The sequence below is a fragment of the Arthrobacter sp. Y3225209 genome (genome assembly GCF_059090685.1).
Map to the genome: position 1 here is coordinate 54,760 of NZ_JBNHFW010000014.1, position 17,292 is coordinate 72,051.

Below are 17,292 nucleotides of genomic sequence, written 5' to 3' on the forward strand. Positions count from 1 at the left end.
GCCCTTCCTTTTGTCTAAGGCTTCTGTGGCCGGTTCTTTCCCTGGCTAGCTGATTTTGCGGGCGATACGCCGCTGGCTCAGTTCGTCTCCGGGAAACTCGTTGACGTGCTCGCTGGGCAGCTGGGCGAGGCTGCCCTCCACTTCACGCCAGACACGGCCCACGGCAATGCCGAATACGCCCTGGCCGCCCTGCACCAGGTCAATGACTTCATCTGCGGAGGTGCACTCGTACACGCTTGCACCGTCACTCATCAGGGTGATCTGGGCCAGGTCCTCGACGCCGCGTTCCCGCAGGTGTTCCACTGCGGTACGGATCTGCTGGAGGGACACCCCGGTATCCAGGAGGCGCTTAACCACCTTCAGGACAAGAATGTCCCGGAAGCTGTAGAGGCGCTGGGTGCCGGAGCCTGCGGCACCCCGCACGGCCGGCTCAACGAGTCCCGTCCGCGCCCAGTAATCCAGCTGGCGGTAGGTGATGCCGGCCGCCTTGCAGGCTGTAGGGCCGCGGTACCCGGCGTCCTCGTCCAGGACGGGAAGGTCTTCGGTGAACAGCAAGCCCTGGGCACTGTGGGGCGGGATGCTCCCTGGTACACCGGCACGCTCGCCGGCGTCGCCTTTCGGACTCACGTGTGCCTCCTAATAACGGTTCCCCTGGGGGTCGGCACGGGCCGGAGCAATCGGGGTTTTCAGTCTCCCCCGAGAACTCCCCCGATGCAATGGGAACTCTATGCTTCGACGTTAGAACCGACTGGCACCAAGGTCAAAGACGCAGGGGTTTTTGCCGCGGCGTGTCGGAGCCGGGCAGGTAATCCGTTAGTGCTCGAAGTCCTCGGGTTCAACATCGGCCAGGAATTCACGGAACTGCCGCATCTCCTGTTCCGCGTTGTCCTGCTCTTCTTCGCTGGCCTCGGACTCGTCGGTCTCCGCAATCCGCACTCCGGCCTCGTCAAGCACTGCATCCGCGCAGTAGATCGGGCAGGGCACCCGCAGCGCAACGGCTATGGCGTCCGAAGCCCGGGAATTCACTGCCGTGCCGTCCTCAAAGACAATCTCCGCGTGGAAGACGGTGTCCTCCACCGAGATCAGCCGGACCTGGGTGACGGTGCGCTTCAGGGCCCGGATCAGGTTCACGAGCAGGTCATGGGTCATCGGCCGCGGCGGAACTATCCCCTGCTGCACAAAGGCGATGGCGCTGGCCTCGGGTGCTCCGATCCAGATGGGCAGGTGCCGTTCCCCGTTGATTTCCTTCAGGAGGACCAGCGGCTGGTTGGATGGCAGTTCAATCCGCACGCCCACTACTTCGATTTCCTGCATGGGTTAGGCCTCCATCCGGGCGATTTGGCCCTGGACCAGAGCGCTGTGCAGGCTCAGGCACAGGTCACTGATCTCGCGGGCTGTTTCAGCGGCACGTGCCTTGGACGCCACGTCGCGGCGGGAGGCAACGGGGGCGACCACGCGTTCCACCAGTCCCAGCTCACGGTCGGCGGCCGCCCGGAATGGGCGCAGGTGGCGGGGCTCGATGCCGTGGGCCTCAAGCTGGACACAGGCCTTCGCCACCTTGAGCGCATGTTCGTCATAGCGTTCATCCGTGGCATTAATCAGCCCGTAGCTGGCGAGGCTGTGCACAAGGTCACTGCTGGCGCCGGATTCCCGGACCAGTTCCGCGAAGGTCAGTGTCCGGGCACGGGCGCGTGCCGCTAGTTCTCCGGCCAGCTGGTCCGACACCGCACGCGGGGCAAGGGACATTCCGCCGGGCAGCGACTCGGGACGTTCACCCCGGTCGATGGCGTCAAGATAGTCCTTGATGACCTTCAACGGCAGGTACTGGTCCCGCTGAAGCGCCAGGACAAACCGGAGCCGTTCAACGTCCGCCGTGGTGTACTTGCGGTAGCCAGCCGCGGTGCGCTGGGGCGTTACCAGACCCTTTTCCTCGAGGAAACGGATCTTGGACGCACTGATGGCCGGAAAATCACCGCTCAGCTCGCCGAGGACCTCGCCAATGTTCAGCACCCTGCCGCGCAGCCGCTCCGGTCCGGGGGTACGCCTGACGGACTGTGATGCTGACATGTCTACTACCTTATCTGCCCTGCGCCCGGAGCTACGCCTGGGTCCGGGCAGATGCCGGCCGTGCAGCATAAAAAGTCAGCCGGAATTTCCCGATCTGCACTTCGCTGCCCGTGCGCAGCAGCACACTGTCCACCCGGTCATTGTTGACGTACGTACCGTTCAGGCTCATTGAATCGACCACCCGGAATCCTTCCGGTGTACGGCGGAACTCGACATGCTTGCGGGAGACGGTGACGTCATCGAGGAACACATCTGCATTGGGATGCCGGCCGGCGGTGGTCACATCCTGGTCCAGCAGGAAGCGGGCACCGGCGTTGGGTCCGCTGTGGGCAATCAGCAAGGCTGATCCTGCCGGAAGAGCGGCGACGGCGGCGCGCTCGTCCGGGGTCAGCTTCGGCTCCACCGATGTGGAGTCGGAAATCGGGGGAAGACTGATGGATGTGGTGTCTTCTCCGCCTGGTGCCAGTCGGTTGTCCGCTCGTTCGGCACTGTACTGCTCGCCCGCCATGTGCAAATCCTCCCCAAAATGAAAACTGATCAGCCGGGGTATCCCTGGCTGATCCGGTTCCAGCGACTGTTTCTGCCTTACCTGCTGTATTAGCCTACCCGCTGCAGGCCCTTGGCGGCACTGGCGATTCCGCTGGGGAAACTATATGTCCTTGTCCGGGCGTTCCTCCGGCAGCCGCCGCGGTCCGTCCGCACCCTACTCACCCCGGTTCGGGCGTCTGCTGGTGGTGGATCAGTTCAGCCCGTCCATCGCGGACAATGTAGCCGGACAGCATTACAGCCGAATATTCCTCCCCGTCCCGACTGCCCGTGAACCGGTAGGCCAGGGTCGCCGTATCAGCGGTGACCCAGTGCCGGAAAGGGTCCATCCGGACGGTGTCCCAGGGAGCCGCGGCCGTGATCGCGGCAACACACTCCCCTTTGTTCAGCACCGCACCCGGCACTATCACCACGGCGTCCGGGTGCAGGAGTTCCCGGTAGGCGGGCGCGCCCTCAACCGCGAGTCTGCGCTCCAGCCGAAGGAGCTCCTCACGGGCCAGCTCCGGCGGAACGCCCCTGCCTTCACCGGGACCGGCCACCCATTGGACCATTTGGATGATCAGGCCGTTCGGATCCCGGTACTGGGCAAAGCGTTCACCCCACGGCTCGGTTTCCGGTGGCGTGACCACTTCCGCCCCGGCGTCCCGCAGTTGCGCATGGGCTGCGTCGAGATTGTCCACCTCGTGCACCAGCAGCAGGCCCTCGCGGGCACGGCCGGCGGCTTCGGCGGGCTTGAAGGTGGGCAGCCCGGTGCGGAGGAAAATGATGTTGGACCCGCCGTCGGGGTGGCGAAGGGAGAAAAACCCGTCATCTTCCATGTCCACGGCGTAGCCCAAGTGCTCTATCAGGAATCGGGCGGAGGCTTCGGGGTCCGGAACGTTGAGCGAAACGGCAAACGAAGAGATTTTTTCCGGCATGGCTGTCCTTCCAGTTTCTTGTCGGGCTCGCTCCGGGACGCCAGCAGCCCGCACGGGGGCCGGTCAGCAGACAGATGTAAGGCTAGGCTTCCGGGGGGCGGCGCGGGAAGAGCGGCACAGAGCGTGCCGGAACGGAAGCCGGTCGCGGCCTGGATGAAGAGGGCCTGCCTACAGCTTTAATCCGGCGGCTCCATGCGCAGTATGCGGTCATCATCGGGACCTGGCTTTCCGCGGCCATCGGTGTTGTTTGTCAGCACCCACAGGCTGCCGTCGGGAGCATTCACCACATCGCGCAACCGGCCGTGTTCGCCGGTGAAGTAGTCCGTGGACGTCCCGGGGCCCGCCAGCGGCACCTGCCGGAGACGTTCCCCGCGCAGGTTGGCGATGTAGGCGGATTCCTTCACGACGGCGATGCCGCTCGGGCTGGCAACATCGGGTGCCCACTGCTGCACCGGGTCGATGAAGCCTGCCTCACCTGCCATGCCTTCCACCTCCGGCCATCCGTAGTTGCCGCCGGGCTCAATCACGTTGAGCTCGTCCCAGGTGTCCTGACCGAACTCACTGGCGTAAAGAATGCCGTCGGCATCCCAGCCAATCCCCTGCGGATTGCGGTGCCCGTAGCTGTAGACGAGGGACCCGGGCAACGGATTGTCCGCAGGGACTGTGCCGTCGGCCGCCATCCGCAGGATCTTGCCAGCCAACGATTCCAGGTCCTGGGCACTGTCCCGGTCTCCGGCGTCGCCCGTGGTGGCATACAGCATGCCGTCGGGACCGAACGCGAGGCGCCCGCCGTTATGGACCCGGCCTGCGGGAATGCCCTCCACTACGGTCTCCGGGGGCCCCAAACCCCAAGACCCGGCGTCCCCGCTTAGTTCCCGCCGGTCAATCCGGTTCTCCTCCCCGGCGGTCAGGTACGTAAAGAGGACGCCATCCTGCACGGCAATCCCGAGGAGCCCGCCTTCTCCGCTGCCGGCTGATTCGGCAATACTGCCCACCTCGTAGGTAGTCCCGTCAGGGTTCACCGACAGGATGCGGCCGGTATCCCGCTCGCTGATCAGCGCGGTGCTGCCGGCGAACGCAACGGACCACGGAGCGTCGAGTCCGGTGGCGATGGTTTCAGCTGTGGCGGCACCGGCGGACGATTCGTCGGTGGACAGTCCACCGGCGCCGTCCGGGCCGGCGGTACAGGCAGCAGCGGCCAGGACAGTGAGCACCATCGCGGCCAGGCGGAGGTAACGGCGTCGGAGTGTGCGTCCGGGTACGTTCCGGTCTGCCGTCCCGGGTCCACCGTTCATCCCGGGCGTACCTGGGAACTGTAGCCGCGTCATTGTCCGAACCTAACCGGGCGGGGAGCCCTCCGGAAGGCCGGCGGACGGAAAGCCGCCTTGCCCCGGCGACTGTGCGCATCTGGCGGAGTGCCCCGGAGGCGGGGAGAATCGGTCCTGGGGTTTGAGGCGGGCCGAGGCGGGCCGATGCGGGCCGCTGGAGCGCCCGACGGCGGAGCGTGGTGAGCGGGCGCCCAGCCCCTACCTCTCTCCCCCAGCCATACGAACCCGCTCCCAACAAACATTGGAGCCAAGATGGAGATTCTCTTCGTCCATGGTGCCGGCGGATGGATGGATGACCAGCCGTTGGCAGCGGAACTGCGTAACCGGCTGAACGTCCCCGTGGTTATGCCCGAATTTCCCGAAGAGGACATGTCCGCTGCCCAGTGGCGCCGCGAATTGGAGCGCTGGCTCGCGTCGATGGAACCGGGTGCGGTGGTGGTGGGGCACTCCTTCGGTGCATCCATGGCCCTGCTGCACTATGCGGATGAGAGCGGGGCCGATGAAGGCGGGGCCGACGATGGCGTGGCCGATGATGACAGGGCGCCCGCTCCCCTGGGCCTGGTGCTCCTGGCGACGCCGGCATGGGGCACCGAAGGATGGCAGGCCGAGTACGCACTGCCGCCAGCGGCGCAGCTGCGGCTTCCCGTCCGGCTGCATCACTGCCGTGACGACGACGTGGTGCCCTTTGCCCACCTTGAGCGGCTCGCTGAGCGAATACCCCATGCCGCCGTTCGCAGGCACGCAACCGGTGGCCACCAGTTCGAGGGCCGCATGGGTGCCATTGCCGAGGACGTGGCGGCACTGGGGAACCTGTGAGCCGGCACGGCCCGCTGGTACGCCGCTGACCGACAGATGTCGCTAAACGGCAGGCCGTTTAACGACAAAAGCCCGGCAGAACTCTCGTTCCGCCAGGCTATCTGTCGGGTTGACAGGATTTGAACCTGCGACCCCTTGACCCCCAGTCAAGTGCGCTACCAAGCTGCGCCACAACCCGTTACCCGGCCGGTTTATTTCCGGCCGAACCAACTCGAATACTCTACATCATAAGCAGCGAAAGTCCCGAATCGGGTCCGCCGCCGCGACGGAACCCGGTTCATAGTGCAGGTACTGCTCCCCCAAAGGGTGCCGGAGGACGCGTACTGCGCAATGAAAGCCCAGACTCCCCGGGATACGGAAACGGGCCTGTCCCCAGGGACAAACCCGTTATCCGTACCGCTACCGTGCGTGCGGTGAAATTAGCGCCGGCTGTTCTTGCCGCGCTTTTCGCGCACACGCATGGACACCTCAATGGGTGTTCCTTCGAAGCCGAAGGTTTCGCGCAGGCGGCGGGTAATGAAGCGGCGGTACCCCGGGTCCAGGAAACCTGTGGTGAACAGGACGAACTTCGGCGGGCGGGAGGATGCCTGGGTGCCGAAGAGGATACGGGGCTGCTTGCCGCCGCGGACAGGGTGCGGGTGCGCCGCCACCAGCTCGCCCAGGAAGGCGTTGAGCTTGCCGGTGGGGATGCGCTTGTCCCAGCTTTCCAGGGCGGTGTCCAGTGCGGGCACCAGCTTGTCCTTGTGCCAGCCGGTCTTGGCCGAGATGTTCACGTGCGGGGCCCACTCCACGTGGGCCAGGTCGCGCTCGATCTCCGTCTTGAGGTAGCGGCGGCGGTCGTCGTCGAGCAGGTCCCACTTGTTGAAGGCCAGGACCAGTGCGCGGCCGGATTCGATCGCCAGCTGCAGGATACGGACATCCTGTTCGCTAAGGACCTCATCGACGGCCAGGAGCACCACGGCGACCTCGGCCTTTTCCAGGGCAGCCTGCGTACGCAGCGAAGCATAGAAATCCGCACCCTGGGCCATGTGCTGGCGGCGGCGGATGCCGGCGGTATCCACGAAGCGCCAGGTGCGCCCGCCGAGTTCAACCATTTCATCCACCGGGTCGCGGGTGGTCCCGGCCAGGTCATCAACGACGACGCGTTCGGAGCCTGCCAGCTTGTTCAGCAGCGAGGACTTGCCCACGTTCGGGCGTCCGATCAGGGCGATGCGGCGGGGACCGCCGGAGCGGTTCAATCCGCCGTAGGCCGAGTACTCGGGCAGGACGTCCATCACGGCATCAAGCATGTCGCCCGTGCCGCGGCCGTGCAGGGCCGAGACCGGGTACGGTTCGCCGAAGCCCAGCGCCCAGAGAGCAGACGCGTCGGCTTCGTTCTGGATGTCATCAACCTTGTTGGCAACAACAATGACCGGCTTCTTCTTGCCGCGCAGCATCCGCACCACGGCTTCATCGGTGGCGGTGATGCCTACTGTTGCATCCACCACCAGCATGACGGCGTCGGCGTGGTCGACGGCGATCTCGGCCTGGTCCGCCACCCGGGCGTGGATGCCGCGGGCATCATGCTCCCAGCCGCCCGTGTCCACCAGGGTGAAGTTCACGCCGTTCCAGGTCGCCGGGTAGGACACCCGGTCACGGGTAACGCCCGGAGTATCTTCCACCACCGCTTCGCGGCGGCCCAGGATGCGGTTAACCAGCGTGGACTTGCCGACATTCGGCCGTCCCACAATGGCTACTACGGGATCCTGGCGCAGGGGCGCGTCTTCGTCGTATTCCTCAAAGCCGCCGGCAAGCAGGGCGGCGTCTTCCTCGTCGAGTTCGTAGTCCTCAAGGCCGGCCCGGAGGGAGCGGGCGCGGATCTCCGCCTCGTCGTCGTCCATTGCCGCCAGGCGCTCGTTGATCGAGTCTTCTCCTACGGGGATGTATTCATCCGTGGAGGTCCCGTCACCGGCGGTGTCGTCGTTGAGAGGTTTGCCGTTCATAGAATTGCTTTCTTTCCGTTGAGGTCTGCAGCACTGTGCATACAGGCCGTCTCCGGACGTTCAGCCCGGTAAGTGCAGGGGAAGATCCGTGCGGCATTGCCGCAGGGACCCACCTCCCATTGAAACACGGGCCGGAGCCCGCGGGTGCTGCCGGGGTTCCCGGCGTCGGTGTTAGTGGGTGCTGCTGAAAACGACGTCGAGCACGGCCGCGACCGTCTCTTCGAAATCCAGGTCCGAGGAGTCGATGGTGGTGACGCCGTCGGCTGCCTGCTGGAAATCCACCACCGTGGAATCCTTGGCGTCGCGGACCAGCACCTGTTCCTTCAGTGCAGCCGCGCTCTGGGTCCCGCCGAGCTGGATGCCGCGACGGCGGAGCCGGGCTTCCTCGCTGGCGGTGAGGAGGATGCGCACTTCGGCGTGGGGTGCCACCACAGTGGTAATGTCGCGGCCTTCGGCCACAATCCGCAGACCGGAGTCCCGGATCAGCTGCTGCTGGCGGCGGACCAGTTCGGCCCTGGCGCCCAGCGTCGTGGCCACGGCGCTGACGGAGGAGGAGACCGAGGGTTCGCGGATGGCGTCAGTGACGTCACGGCCGCTGACCCGGACCCATTCCTCGTTCGGGGACATGCTCAGGGCAATATCGGCTGTCTCCGCAGCGGCTTCCACAGCCACCGAGTCGGTCAGGTCGATACCCGCTTCCATGCAGGAGAGCGTGACGGCGCGGTACATGGCACCGGTGTCGAGGTAGGCGGCGTGCAGCCGGCGGGCCACTTCACGGCTGATGCTGGACTTGCCGGAGCCGGACGGGCCGTCAATGGCCACCACCAGGGGCTTGCCCTGCCGGAACTGGGCCGGATCAATATTCGAACTCACTGCACTACCTTCCACCCGCGGGCGCTTAATTCAGAAACCAGATCATTTACCCGGCCGGGGAGCACGGAGATTTCCGCCCGCCCCACCTGCCGACCGGAGGAATGCTCCAGCCGCAGATCCTCCAGGTTGACGCCGATCTCCCCAATCTCGGTAAGGAGGCGGGCAATCTGACCCGGGGTGTCATCCACCAGGACCGTGAAGGAGACAAAGGACTGGGCCGGCCCGCCGTGCTTGCCCGGAATCCGGGCCTGGCCCACGTTGCCCTCGGCGATGAGCTGCGCCATGTCCAGCCGGGCACCGTCCGCCACCGGATCCTCCAGCGTGCGGATCAGCCGGTTCAGGTCCTCCCGCACGCCGTGCAGGATGGGTACCAGCCGCCCGGCGTTGCCGCTGAGGATCTGCACCCACAGGTTCGGATCGCTGGCCGCTATCCGGGTCACGTCCCGCAGGCCGTTGCCGGACAGGGCCAGGGACTGCGAGGGGGTTTCCTGCAGCCGGCTGGCGACCAGGGACGCCATCACCTGGGGCAGGTGCGAGGTCAGCGCCACGGAGGCATCATGGTCCTCCGCCGACATCCGCGACACTACGGCTCCCAGGTCATAGGCCATGGCCTCGGCCCTGCGCACCGCATTCGGGGTTGCTTCCTCCGGCGCGCAGATAACCCACGGCATCCCGTTGAACAGTTCAGCCCGTGCAGCCACCGGCCCGGATTTCTCCCGGCCGGCCATGGGATGGGTGCCAACGTAACGGCTCAGGTCCGCGCCGCTGGAGCGCAGATCGGTCAGCACAGCAGACTTCACACTCGCAATATCAACAACGACGGCGTCCGGCCAGTCCTTCAACGCGGCCGCAGCCAGCGAAGCGGTGACATCCGGCGGAGCGGCAACCACTACGAGAGAGGGCGCAAACGCGGCCTCTACGGAACGCAGCAGGCGCCCGGCGCCAATGTCCCGGGCAACGGCTTCAGTGGAGGGCGAGAGGTCCGAGAGGACAACGTCGAGGCCCCGGGCACGGAGCCCCAGGCCGATGCTCGTGCCCAGCAGTCCCGTACCGATAATCAGTACGGATCCGGACAGGTGTGTGCCCCCGTCAGCGGCTTCGGCCATGTCCCTAGAGCCCTACGGAAGCGAGCAGGTGTCCCACCTCGCCGCGGCCGAGAACGCGGATGCTGCCCTGACGCTGGTCCCCCAGGCTGATCGGGCCGATCTTGGTGCGGACCAGGCGCTCCACAGGGTGCCCGACGGCGTCGAACAGCCGGCGGACAATACGGTTACGGCCCGAGTGCAGGACCACCTCTACCAGGATGTGCCCGGGCGTGGAGTCGACCAGTTTGAAGGAGTCCACCTTCTGGAAACCGTCCTCCAGCTCGATGCCTTCGCGCATCTGGGCTCCCACGCCCTGCCCCATCGGGCCGCGGACCTGGACCAGGTACGTCTTGGGCACCTCGAAGGACGGGTGGGTCAGACGGTTGGTGAGCTCGCCGTCATTGGTCAGCAGCAGCAGACCCTCGGTCTCGTTGTCCAGGCGGCCCACATGGAAGAGGCGCTCATGCTTGCTGCTGGGCTTCAGGTAATCGCTGATGCAGGGACGGCCTTCGGGATCCTCCATGGTGGAGATGACGCCGCGGGGCTTGTTGAAGACGTAGTACTTCAGGTTTTCGTCCAGCTGCAGGCGCATGCCGTCCACATGGATGGCCACCGTGGCGGGATCAACGCGGACGCCAAGCTCGGTGACGACTTCGCCGTCCACCTCCACGCGGCCTTCCGCGATCATTTCCTCGCACACGCGGCGGGAGGCGACGCCGGCGCTGGCCATTACCTTCTGCAGGCGGATGCCCTCGGGGTTGTGGTGCTCGGAGATTACCGGTGCGGCGGGACGCCGCGTGGTGGAACGGCGGACCGGGCCCAGGTTCTGGCCGAATCGCTCGTTGCGGAAGGCACGGTCACCGCTCTTGCGCTGACCGGCCTGGGGGCCGCCGAACTTGCCGGCACCGGACTTGGCACCGCCGGAACGGGCACCCGCACCGGACTTCGGCGCACCGGACTTGGGGGCAGATTTGCCGGGCGTCGGGCCGAAGGCCTTTACGGCGTCGGACTTGAACTTCTCGGGCCGCACCTCGGGTGCGGGACGGTAGCCGTTGGCGCGCTCTTCGCCCTTTTTCAGGCCGGAGGCGGAGCGGGGGCCGCCGGAGCGCGGCGAAGCGGGCTTGGAGCCGCGGCCGAAGCCCTTGCCGCCGGCGGGACCACCGGCACTGCGTCCGCCGCCGCGCGGGGTATTGCGGCCGGATCCGGAACGGGGTGCTGGTGTCATGAGTAAGTCCTTTGGGTGTAGCGGTTAATAAGTAGTGTCTTCATATTCGGCCAGGTTTTCCAGCCCGGGCAGGTGCGGTGCAATCTGCGGAAGTTCGTCGAGGCTGCCCAGACCGAGCCGTTCCAGGAAGTACGGCGTAGTGCGGTACAGCAGCGAACCGGTTTCCGGTTCGGTGCCGGCATCGACGATCAATCCACGCTGTACCAGCGTGCGGACCACCGAATCGACGTTTACTCCCCGGATCGCGGAGACCCGGGCCCGGGAGACGGGCTGCCGATAGGCAATAACCGCCAATGTTTCCAGTGCGGCCTGCGACAGCCGTGCACTCTGGCCTTCCAGTACAAACTTCGACACAACGGGCGCATAGTCAGCGCGGGAAAAAATCCGCCATCCGCCTGCAACATCGCGGAGTTCAAAACCACGCGGTGCGCCCTCGGGTCCATCCCCAGTATAGCCGTCATACTCACGGCGCAGTTCCTCCAGTGCCCGGAGCACCTCAGCCTCCGGCACCTCGAGCACCGCGGCCAGTTCAGCAGGCGCCACCGGTTCGTCCACCACCATCAGCACCGCTTCCACCGCCGGCTTCACTCCGCCGGGCAGCGCAGCCCCGTCCGGGGCGTCGCCGGGAACGGTGCGTGCTGCCGAATCATGCTGCTCTGCCGTCATGTCAGAATCCTTTCACTACCGGCACTGCTCTCGCCGGTGCCGGCGTATTCATCAGCCGGAACCAAGGCAACCGCGGATTCCGGGTCTCCGCCGGTCCAGGTGATCCGCAGCTCTCCCAGCGGAGCATCCTGGTCAAAGCTGACCGCTCCGTCCCGGAACAGCTCCAGCAGCGCCAGGAACCGGGCCACCGCCACAGGCCCGTCGGCATCCGAGACCAGCTCGGCAAACGTAGCCGCGCCCTGGTCAAACAGCCTGCCGGCCAGGATGCGGCTCTGCTCCCGGACGCTGGTTTTAGGCGCGTGCAGATGATCCAGGCCCACCGTTGGGGGCTGCTCGTCCCGGGGCTGGAGGGCACGGGCGGCAAGCTCGGCGAACTGCTGCGGTGTGGTGCGCCAGATCAGTTCGGGCAGCATGGCCGCAAAACGGGGTTCCAGGCTTACCTGACGGGGGAAGCGCCTGGCTTCCTCGGTGAGCCGCTCCCCCATCAGCCGCGCCATTTCCCGAAACGCCTTGTACTGCAGCAGGCGGGCGAAGAGCAGGTCGCGGGCCTCGAGCAGGGCAACGTCTTCTTCGTCTTCGACATCTCCGGCCGGCAGCAGGCGCGCAGCCTTGAGGTCCAGAAGCGTGGCTGCGATGACCAGGAATTCGCTCGCCTCGTCCAGCGCCACCTCCGGGCCGGTGCCGAAAAGCTCGCGGATGTAGCCCAGGAACTCATCCGTGACCGCGGCGAGGGCTATCTCGGTGATGTCCAGCTCGTGCTTGGAGATCAGCCCCAGCAGCACATCGAAGGGCCCGGTGAAGTTTGTCAGGCGTACTTCAAAGCCGCCTCGTTCGGACGCCCTCTGCTGCGGAGCGTCGTCGGGCGCGACAGCTGGCCCGGCCGGCTTAGGGCGCGCCGCCGCGGGCAATCAGTTCCTTGGCCAGACGGCGGTACGAGTCGGCGCCCGGGTGGTTCCCTGCGTAGGAGGTGATCGGCTCGGCGGCCACGGTGGCGTCGGCAAACTTGATGGTCCGCTTGATGACCGTTTCGAAGACCTTGTCACCGAAGGCTTCCACCAGCCGGGAAATGACCTCGCGGCTGTGCAGGGTGCGGGCGTCATACATGGTGGCCAGGACACCGTCCACCTGCAGGCCCGGGTTGAGGCGGTCCTGCACCTTTTCAATGGTCTCCACCAGCAGCGCAACCGCGCGGAGGGCGAAGAATTCGCAGATCAGCGGAATGATCACGCCGTGCGCCGCGGTCAGTGCGTTGACGGTAAGCAGGCCCAGGGAGGGCTGGCAGTCGATGAGGATGACGTCGTACTCGTCACTCACACGGCGAAGCGCACGTTCGAGCACCTGCTCGCGGGCCACTTCGTTCACCAGCTGGACCTCTGCCGCGGACAGGTCAATGTTGGCCGGCAGCAGGTGGATGTTTTCGATCGCGGTTTCATGGATGGCCTCGCGGATATCCACCTTGCGGTCCATCAGCACGTTGTAGACGGTGAGATCCAGCTCGTGGGGGTTGGCTCCGAGACCCGCGGACAGGGCTCCCTGCGGGTCAAAGTCCACCAGCAGAACGCGGCGGCCGGCCTCGGCCAGCGCGGCCCCGAGGTTGATGGTGGAGGTGGTCTTGCCGACCCCGCCCTTCTGGTTCACCATCGCGATGATCCGCGCAGGGCCATGTGAGGTGAGGACGGGAGGTTCCGGGAATTCCGTGACGGGACGTCCGGTGGGACCCATCGCCGTATCGGTTGCGGTTGCGTCCTGCAGAGTCGACGAACTCTGATCGCTGCTCACGTATAAATCCACGCTTCCGTATCTAGCTGTCCTGCGGGCTGTCTTTGTCAAGGTTACAGCCGGGCCACGGCCATACCGTGAATCGTCGCCCCGAACACCGGCGAGCCTTGACGCTCAAGTAGAACTCGAACCTTGCGGGTTCACCGCAGCGTGAAGGTGCATGTCATGCCAGCCGTCCTGGTGCCGCAGTCCGCTGCGCCGGATCCCCTCCAAGGCATAACCGGCCTTCCGTGCCACCGCACAGGACGCCTCATTGCGGACCGAGTGGGACAGCTGAAGCCGTTTCAGCCCCAGGGCGCTGAAACTCCATTGGCTAAGCGCTTCCACGGCGTGGGCCGCCACACCTTTTCCCCGCTCCGCTTCCATCACCCAATACCCGAGCTCGCCCTCGCCTTCGTACAGGTTGAGGCGGCTCAGCGCCACACGGCCTACAACGTCTCCGCCGCCGCTGCACACGGCCCAGTTTGCCCCGGATTCGTCCTGCCAACGGGCGGACCAGCTGGTGATCCATCCCCGCGCTTCGGCTTCGCCATCCATGGTGCGGCGGTTGTAAAAGGCTATTTCCGGCTGGCTGTAGGCGGTGACCAGTACCGCGGCGTCATCCACGGTCCAGGGCCGCAGGACCAGCCCGTCGGCGGCCAGGGACGGCTGCGCCGAGGCATTGAGCGATCCGCGCCGCAGATAGGGGCCAAGAGCCGTCATGATCTTCCTCCCGTGCCGGACACGCCCATTATGCCGGTTTCACGGGCAGTCGGTCCGGGGCGCGCGGGCAGCGCGAAAGAGCACGGCACAGCAAAACGCCCCGCCCCGGATATACCGGGGCGGGGCGTTCGTAGGCAGATGGGCGTCAGTGCCGGGGGGCAGCCGGCGCGCTTCCGGCAGGACCGGGAACGGTTTCGGCCAGTTCGCGGGACTCTTCTGTCTCGCGCGGCTCGTCGGTGCCTGCATCGATGTTCATGCTGGCCTCGTCGAAGGGACGCTCGCGGTCCAGCACGGCGGTGACCTGTTCCTTGTCGATTTCCTTGGTCCAGGTTCCGATCAGCACGGTGGCAACGGCGTTGCCGGTGAAGTTGGTCAGTGCACGGGCCTCGGACATAAACCGGTCGATGCCCACGATCAGGCCCACGCCGTCGATGAGGTCGGGGCGGTGTGACTGCAGCCCGCCGGCCAGGGTGGCCAGGCCAGCGCCGGTAACCCCGGCGGCACCCTTGGACGCAATGATCATAAAGACCAGCAGCGAGATCTGCTCACCGAGCTCCAGCGGCTTGCCCATGGCTGAGGCAACAAAAAGTGCCGCCATGGTCAGGTAGATGGCCGTGCCGTCCAGGTTGAAGGAGTAACCGGTGGGAACCGTCACTCCCACCACCGGCTTGGAGATACCCAGGTGCTCCATCTTGGCGATCAGGCGGGGCAGTGCCACCTCGGAGGAGGACGTGGAGAAGATCAGCAGGTATTCGCGGCCGAGGTAGCGCATGAGCTTGAAAATGTTCACGCCGGTGACCAGCTTCAGGATGCTGCCCAGGACCACCACGATGAAGAGGATGCAGGTGAGGTAGAAGGCGACCATCAGGGTGGCCATGCTGACGATGGCCTGGATGCCGGTCTCGCCGACGACGGCGGCAATGGCGCCGAACGCACCGATCGGTGCCAGCCACATGATCATCATGAGGATACGGAACACGAGTGCCTGGATGTAGCCGATGCCCTTGAGCACGGGGGCGCCGGCGGTGCCCATCTTCTGCAGCGCGAAGCCCACGAGCAGGGCAACAAAGAGGGTCTGCAGGATGCTTTCACCGGTCAGGGAGGCCAGCAGCGTGGTGGGAATAATGCTGAGCAGGAAGCCCGTCATTCCCTCCTCGTCTTCCGCGGCGGCCGGAGCGGCATCCGAGGACGCGGCGATATCCAGACCCTCACCCGGATGGATGAAGTTGCCCACCACCAGGCCGATGGCCAGGGCGAAGGTGGACATGATGATGAAGTAGCCCAGCGCCAGGCCGCCGACCTTGCCAACCGTGGCTGCTTTGGCGATTGAACCGATGCCTAGGACAATGGTGCAGAAGATGACCGGGGCGATCATCATCTTGATGAGGCTGATGAACCCGGTCCCGAGCGGTTTCAGGGACTTGGCGAACTCGGGTGCGGCCAGGCCGATGACGGCACCGAGCACCACCGCCGCGATGACGGCGATGTAAAGGAAATGTGTTCTGTCCGGCCGGCGGCTCTTCTGTGAACCGGCGGCCGGGGAAGCGGCAGCTGCCATGGCGGTACTCCTAGTTGCTTTTGATCGGCTCCCATCTTCTGCCCCTGTGTGACCACAGTCACCCTTGTGTTCATACTGTTCTCGACAGATTTCCCAACTAATACCCATTTCCGGCAGACGTAAGGACGAACGTGCATCAGTGGAGCCTGGCCCGCCGCTTCCTGCTGGCGCAGCTGGCATTCATCCTCTGCGTCTCCGGCGGCATCGGCTGGGGGCTGTACAACCAGGCCGAAGAAAACACGTATGCGGAGACCGGTCAGCGGATGCTGGCGGTTGCTGGCACCGTAGCCGCGAGCGGCACCGTGCGCAGCGCCGTCGAATCTTCCGAGCCGGAAGTCCTGCAGGTGTACGCCCGGGACGTCATGGACCGGGTCGGCGTGGATTTCGTGACCATCATGGACACGGACCGCACCCGGCTTACGCACCGGAATCCCGACCAGATAGGCAAGCCCTACATCGGCTCAGTGGACCAGGCGCTCGCCGGCGAGAGCTTCACCGAAACCTACACCGGCACCCTGGGGCCGTCGGTCCGCGCCATTACACCGGTACGGGATGACGACGGGAACATCATTGCCCTTGTGGCTGCCGGCATCACCGTGGACCGCGTGGGCATTGCCCGCGATGCCCGCCTGCCCGAACTGTTCGCCATCGATGCCCTGGCCCTGGCGGTCGGAGCGGTGGCCGCGTACCTGCTCAGCCGCTACCTGCGCCGGGTTACCCATGACCTGCGCCCCGGCGAACTGGCCCATATGTTCACTTTTTACGATTCCGCCCTGCACTCGGTCCGTGACGGATTGCTGCTGCACAACAACCGGGGGCAGCTGGTGCTGTACAACGACGAGGCTGCCGGACTCCTGGGCCTGCCGCCCGGCGGATCCGGGCCGCAGCAGCTCCCTCCCCTTCCGGGCCCGCTGTCGGAACTGCTTCGTTCAGGGCGGGATGCGCGGGAGGAAATCCACCTCACCGGCGAGCGCGTCCTGGTGGTCAACCAGTCCGCTGCCGTCTCCGCCGCCCCGCAGCGCCGCCGCTACGGCACGGTGACCACGCTGCGTGACCATACGGACGTCGAATCACTGACCGGCGAGCTGGCGTCCCTGCGCACCCTGGCGGATGCCCTGAGTGCGCAGACCCACGAACACGCCAACCGGGTGCATACCCTTGTCTCGCTCATTGAGCTGGGCCGGTCCGGGGAAGCGGTCCGGTTTGCCACTGCCGACCTGGAGCAGTCCCAGCAGCTCAATGACGAGGTCCTGGCGGGTGTCGAAGAGCCGGCTGTCACGGCCCTGCTGATGGGCAAGGCCGCCCAGGCCCGCGAGCGCGGCATTGACCTGCACATCGAGGTGGCGCAGACGTGCGGCCGGTTCACCGGCGGCGGCGTAGAACCCGTGGAACTGGTGACCATCATCGGAAACCTGCTGGATAACGCCTTTGATGCCGCGGACGGGTCCGTTTCACTGCTTCTGGATACCGAGGAAACCCACGTGCTGATCGAAGTGCAGGATGACGGGCCCGGCGTCGCGCCCACCATACTCGAACATATATTCGAACAGGGGTTCAGCACCAAGGAGCCCGGCGACGGCCGTGCGCTGGCAGGACGGGGCATAGGACTTGCGCTGGTCCGGCAGGCGGTGACCCGCCTGGACGGCGACATCCGCGTTTTATCGGGACCCGGCGCCTGCTTCAGTGTGCAGCTGCCCGTTCCCGCCCCGAAGCAAACGCCGGCGGCCCTGACGGATGTGGCCCCGTGA

General features: G+C 65.9%; 17 protein-coding genes and 1 tRNA gene. 2 read left to right on the forward strand and 16 right to left on the reverse strand.

Annotation, left to right across the window (positions count from 1 at the left end; translation table 11 throughout):
- Positions 1 to 45: 45 nt before the first annotated feature.
- The 6 genes from AC5RVB_RS09550 to AC5RVB_RS09575 all read right to left on the reverse strand — a co-directional run bounded on the left by AC5RVB_RS09550 (position 46) and on the right by AC5RVB_RS09575 (position 4,825).
- Complete coding sequence (locus tag AC5RVB_RS09550) at positions 46 to 627, reverse strand: MerR family transcriptional regulator (RefSeq protein WP_227902317.1); 582 nt, start codon at positions 625 to 627, stop codon at positions 46 to 48.
- Positions 628 to 813: 186 nt separating this feature from the next.
- Entirely contained in the window at positions 814 to 1,314 is a 501-nt protein-coding gene (locus tag AC5RVB_RS09555; protein ID WP_227902318.1) for a bifunctional nuclease family protein, read from the reverse strand.
- Positions 1,315 to 1,317: 3 nt separating this feature from the next.
- Complete coding sequence (ftsR, locus tag AC5RVB_RS09560; protein WP_227902319.1) at positions 1,318 to 2,067, reverse strand: transcriptional regulator FtsR; 750 nt, start codon at positions 2,065 to 2,067, stop codon at positions 1,318 to 1,320.
- Between the two features lie 31 nt (positions 2,068 to 2,098).
- Positions 2,099 to 2,575, reverse strand: a complete 477-nt coding sequence (locus tag AC5RVB_RS09565; protein WP_494142572.1) for an FHA domain-containing protein — start codon at positions 2,573 to 2,575, stop codon at positions 2,099 to 2,101.
- A gap of 199 nt (positions 2,576 to 2,774) precedes the next feature.
- Positions 2,775 to 3,530: a VOC family protein gene (locus AC5RVB_RS09570; RefSeq protein ID WP_494142573.1), complete on the reverse strand. Its 756-nt coding sequence runs from the start codon at positions 3,528 to 3,530 to the stop codon at positions 2,775 to 2,777.
- A gap of 176 nt (positions 3,531 to 3,706) precedes the next feature.
- Positions 3,707 to 4,825 (reverse strand): PQQ-dependent sugar dehydrogenase, encoded by a 1,119-nt coding sequence (locus AC5RVB_RS09575; protein ID WP_494142574.1) that lies wholly within the window; start codon positions 4,823 to 4,825, stop codon positions 3,707 to 3,709.
- Between the two features lie 285 nt (positions 4,826 to 5,110).
- Here AC5RVB_RS09575 and AC5RVB_RS09580 point away from each other — a divergent pair, with 285 nt between their 5' ends.
- Positions 5,111 to 5,674 carry an alpha/beta fold hydrolase gene (locus tag AC5RVB_RS09580; protein ID WP_494142575.1) on the forward strand — a complete coding sequence of 188 codons (564 nt, stop codon included), beginning with the start codon at positions 5,111 to 5,113 and terminating at the stop codon, positions 5,672 to 5,674.
- 104 nt (positions 5,675 to 5,778) lie between these two features.
- Here AC5RVB_RS09580 and AC5RVB_RS09585 read toward each other — a convergent pair.
- The 10 genes from AC5RVB_RS09585 to AC5RVB_RS09630 all read right to left on the reverse strand — a co-directional run bounded on the left by AC5RVB_RS09585 (position 5,779) and on the right by AC5RVB_RS09630 (position 15,544).
- Positions 5,779 to 5,852: transfer RNA gene (locus AC5RVB_RS09585), tRNA-Pro, on the reverse strand.
- Positions 5,853 to 6,093: 241 nt separating this feature from the next.
- Positions 6,094 to 7,656, reverse strand: a complete 1,563-nt coding sequence (gene der, locus AC5RVB_RS09590) for a ribosome biogenesis GTPase Der (RefSeq protein ID WP_494142576.1) — start codon at positions 7,654 to 7,656, stop codon at positions 6,094 to 6,096.
- A 171-nt stretch (positions 7,657 to 7,827) separates the two neighbouring features.
- Positions 7,828 to 8,529: a (d)CMP kinase gene (gene cmk, locus AC5RVB_RS09595; RefSeq protein WP_227902325.1), complete on the reverse strand. Its 702-nt coding sequence runs from the start codon at positions 8,527 to 8,529 to the stop codon at positions 7,828 to 7,830.
- On the reverse strand, positions 8,526 to 9,635 hold the full coding sequence (locus AC5RVB_RS09600; protein ID WP_227902326.1) for a prephenate dehydrogenase: 1,110 nt from the start codon (positions 9,633 to 9,635) through the stop codon (positions 8,526 to 8,528). Before AC5RVB_RS09600 ends, cmk begins: the two co-directional genes overlap by 4 nt.
- Positions 9,636 to 9,639: 4 nt before the next feature.
- Positions 9,640 to 10,839, reverse strand: a complete 1,200-nt coding sequence (locus AC5RVB_RS09605; protein ID WP_227902327.1) for a pseudouridine synthase — start codon at positions 10,837 to 10,839, stop codon at positions 9,640 to 9,642.
- Positions 10,840 to 10,863: 24 nt separating this feature from the next.
- On the reverse strand, positions 10,864 to 11,505 hold the full coding sequence (scpB, locus tag AC5RVB_RS09610) for an SMC-Scp complex subunit ScpB (protein WP_227902328.1): 642 nt from the start codon (positions 11,503 to 11,505) through the stop codon (positions 10,864 to 10,866).
- Positions 11,502 to 12,413: a segregation and condensation protein A gene (locus AC5RVB_RS09615; protein ID WP_494142577.1), complete on the reverse strand. Its 912-nt coding sequence runs from the start codon at positions 12,411 to 12,413 to the stop codon at positions 11,502 to 11,504. The genes scpB and AC5RVB_RS09615 overlap by 4 nt, the downstream gene beginning before the upstream one ends.
- Positions 12,391 to 13,284 carry a ParA family protein gene (locus tag AC5RVB_RS09620; protein ID WP_227902329.1) on the reverse strand — a complete coding sequence of 298 codons (894 nt, stop codon included), beginning with the start codon at positions 13,282 to 13,284 and terminating at the stop codon, positions 12,391 to 12,393. Before AC5RVB_RS09620 ends, AC5RVB_RS09615 begins: the two co-directional genes overlap by 23 nt.
- A gap of 114 nt (positions 13,285 to 13,398) precedes the next feature.
- Complete coding sequence (locus AC5RVB_RS09625) at positions 13,399 to 13,986, reverse strand: GNAT family N-acetyltransferase (RefSeq protein ID WP_494142578.1); 588 nt, start codon at positions 13,984 to 13,986, stop codon at positions 13,399 to 13,401.
- A 145-nt stretch (positions 13,987 to 14,131) separates the two neighbouring features.
- Positions 14,132 to 15,544 (reverse strand): cation:dicarboxylate symporter family transporter, encoded by a 1,413-nt coding sequence (locus tag AC5RVB_RS09630; protein WP_227902331.1) that lies wholly within the window; start codon positions 15,542 to 15,544, stop codon positions 14,132 to 14,134.
- 131 nt (positions 15,545 to 15,675) lie between these two features.
- Between AC5RVB_RS09630 and AC5RVB_RS09635 the strand changes: the two genes are divergently transcribed.
- Entirely contained in the window at positions 15,676 to 17,292 is a 1,617-nt protein-coding gene (locus AC5RVB_RS09635; RefSeq protein WP_494142579.1) for a sensor histidine kinase, read from the forward strand.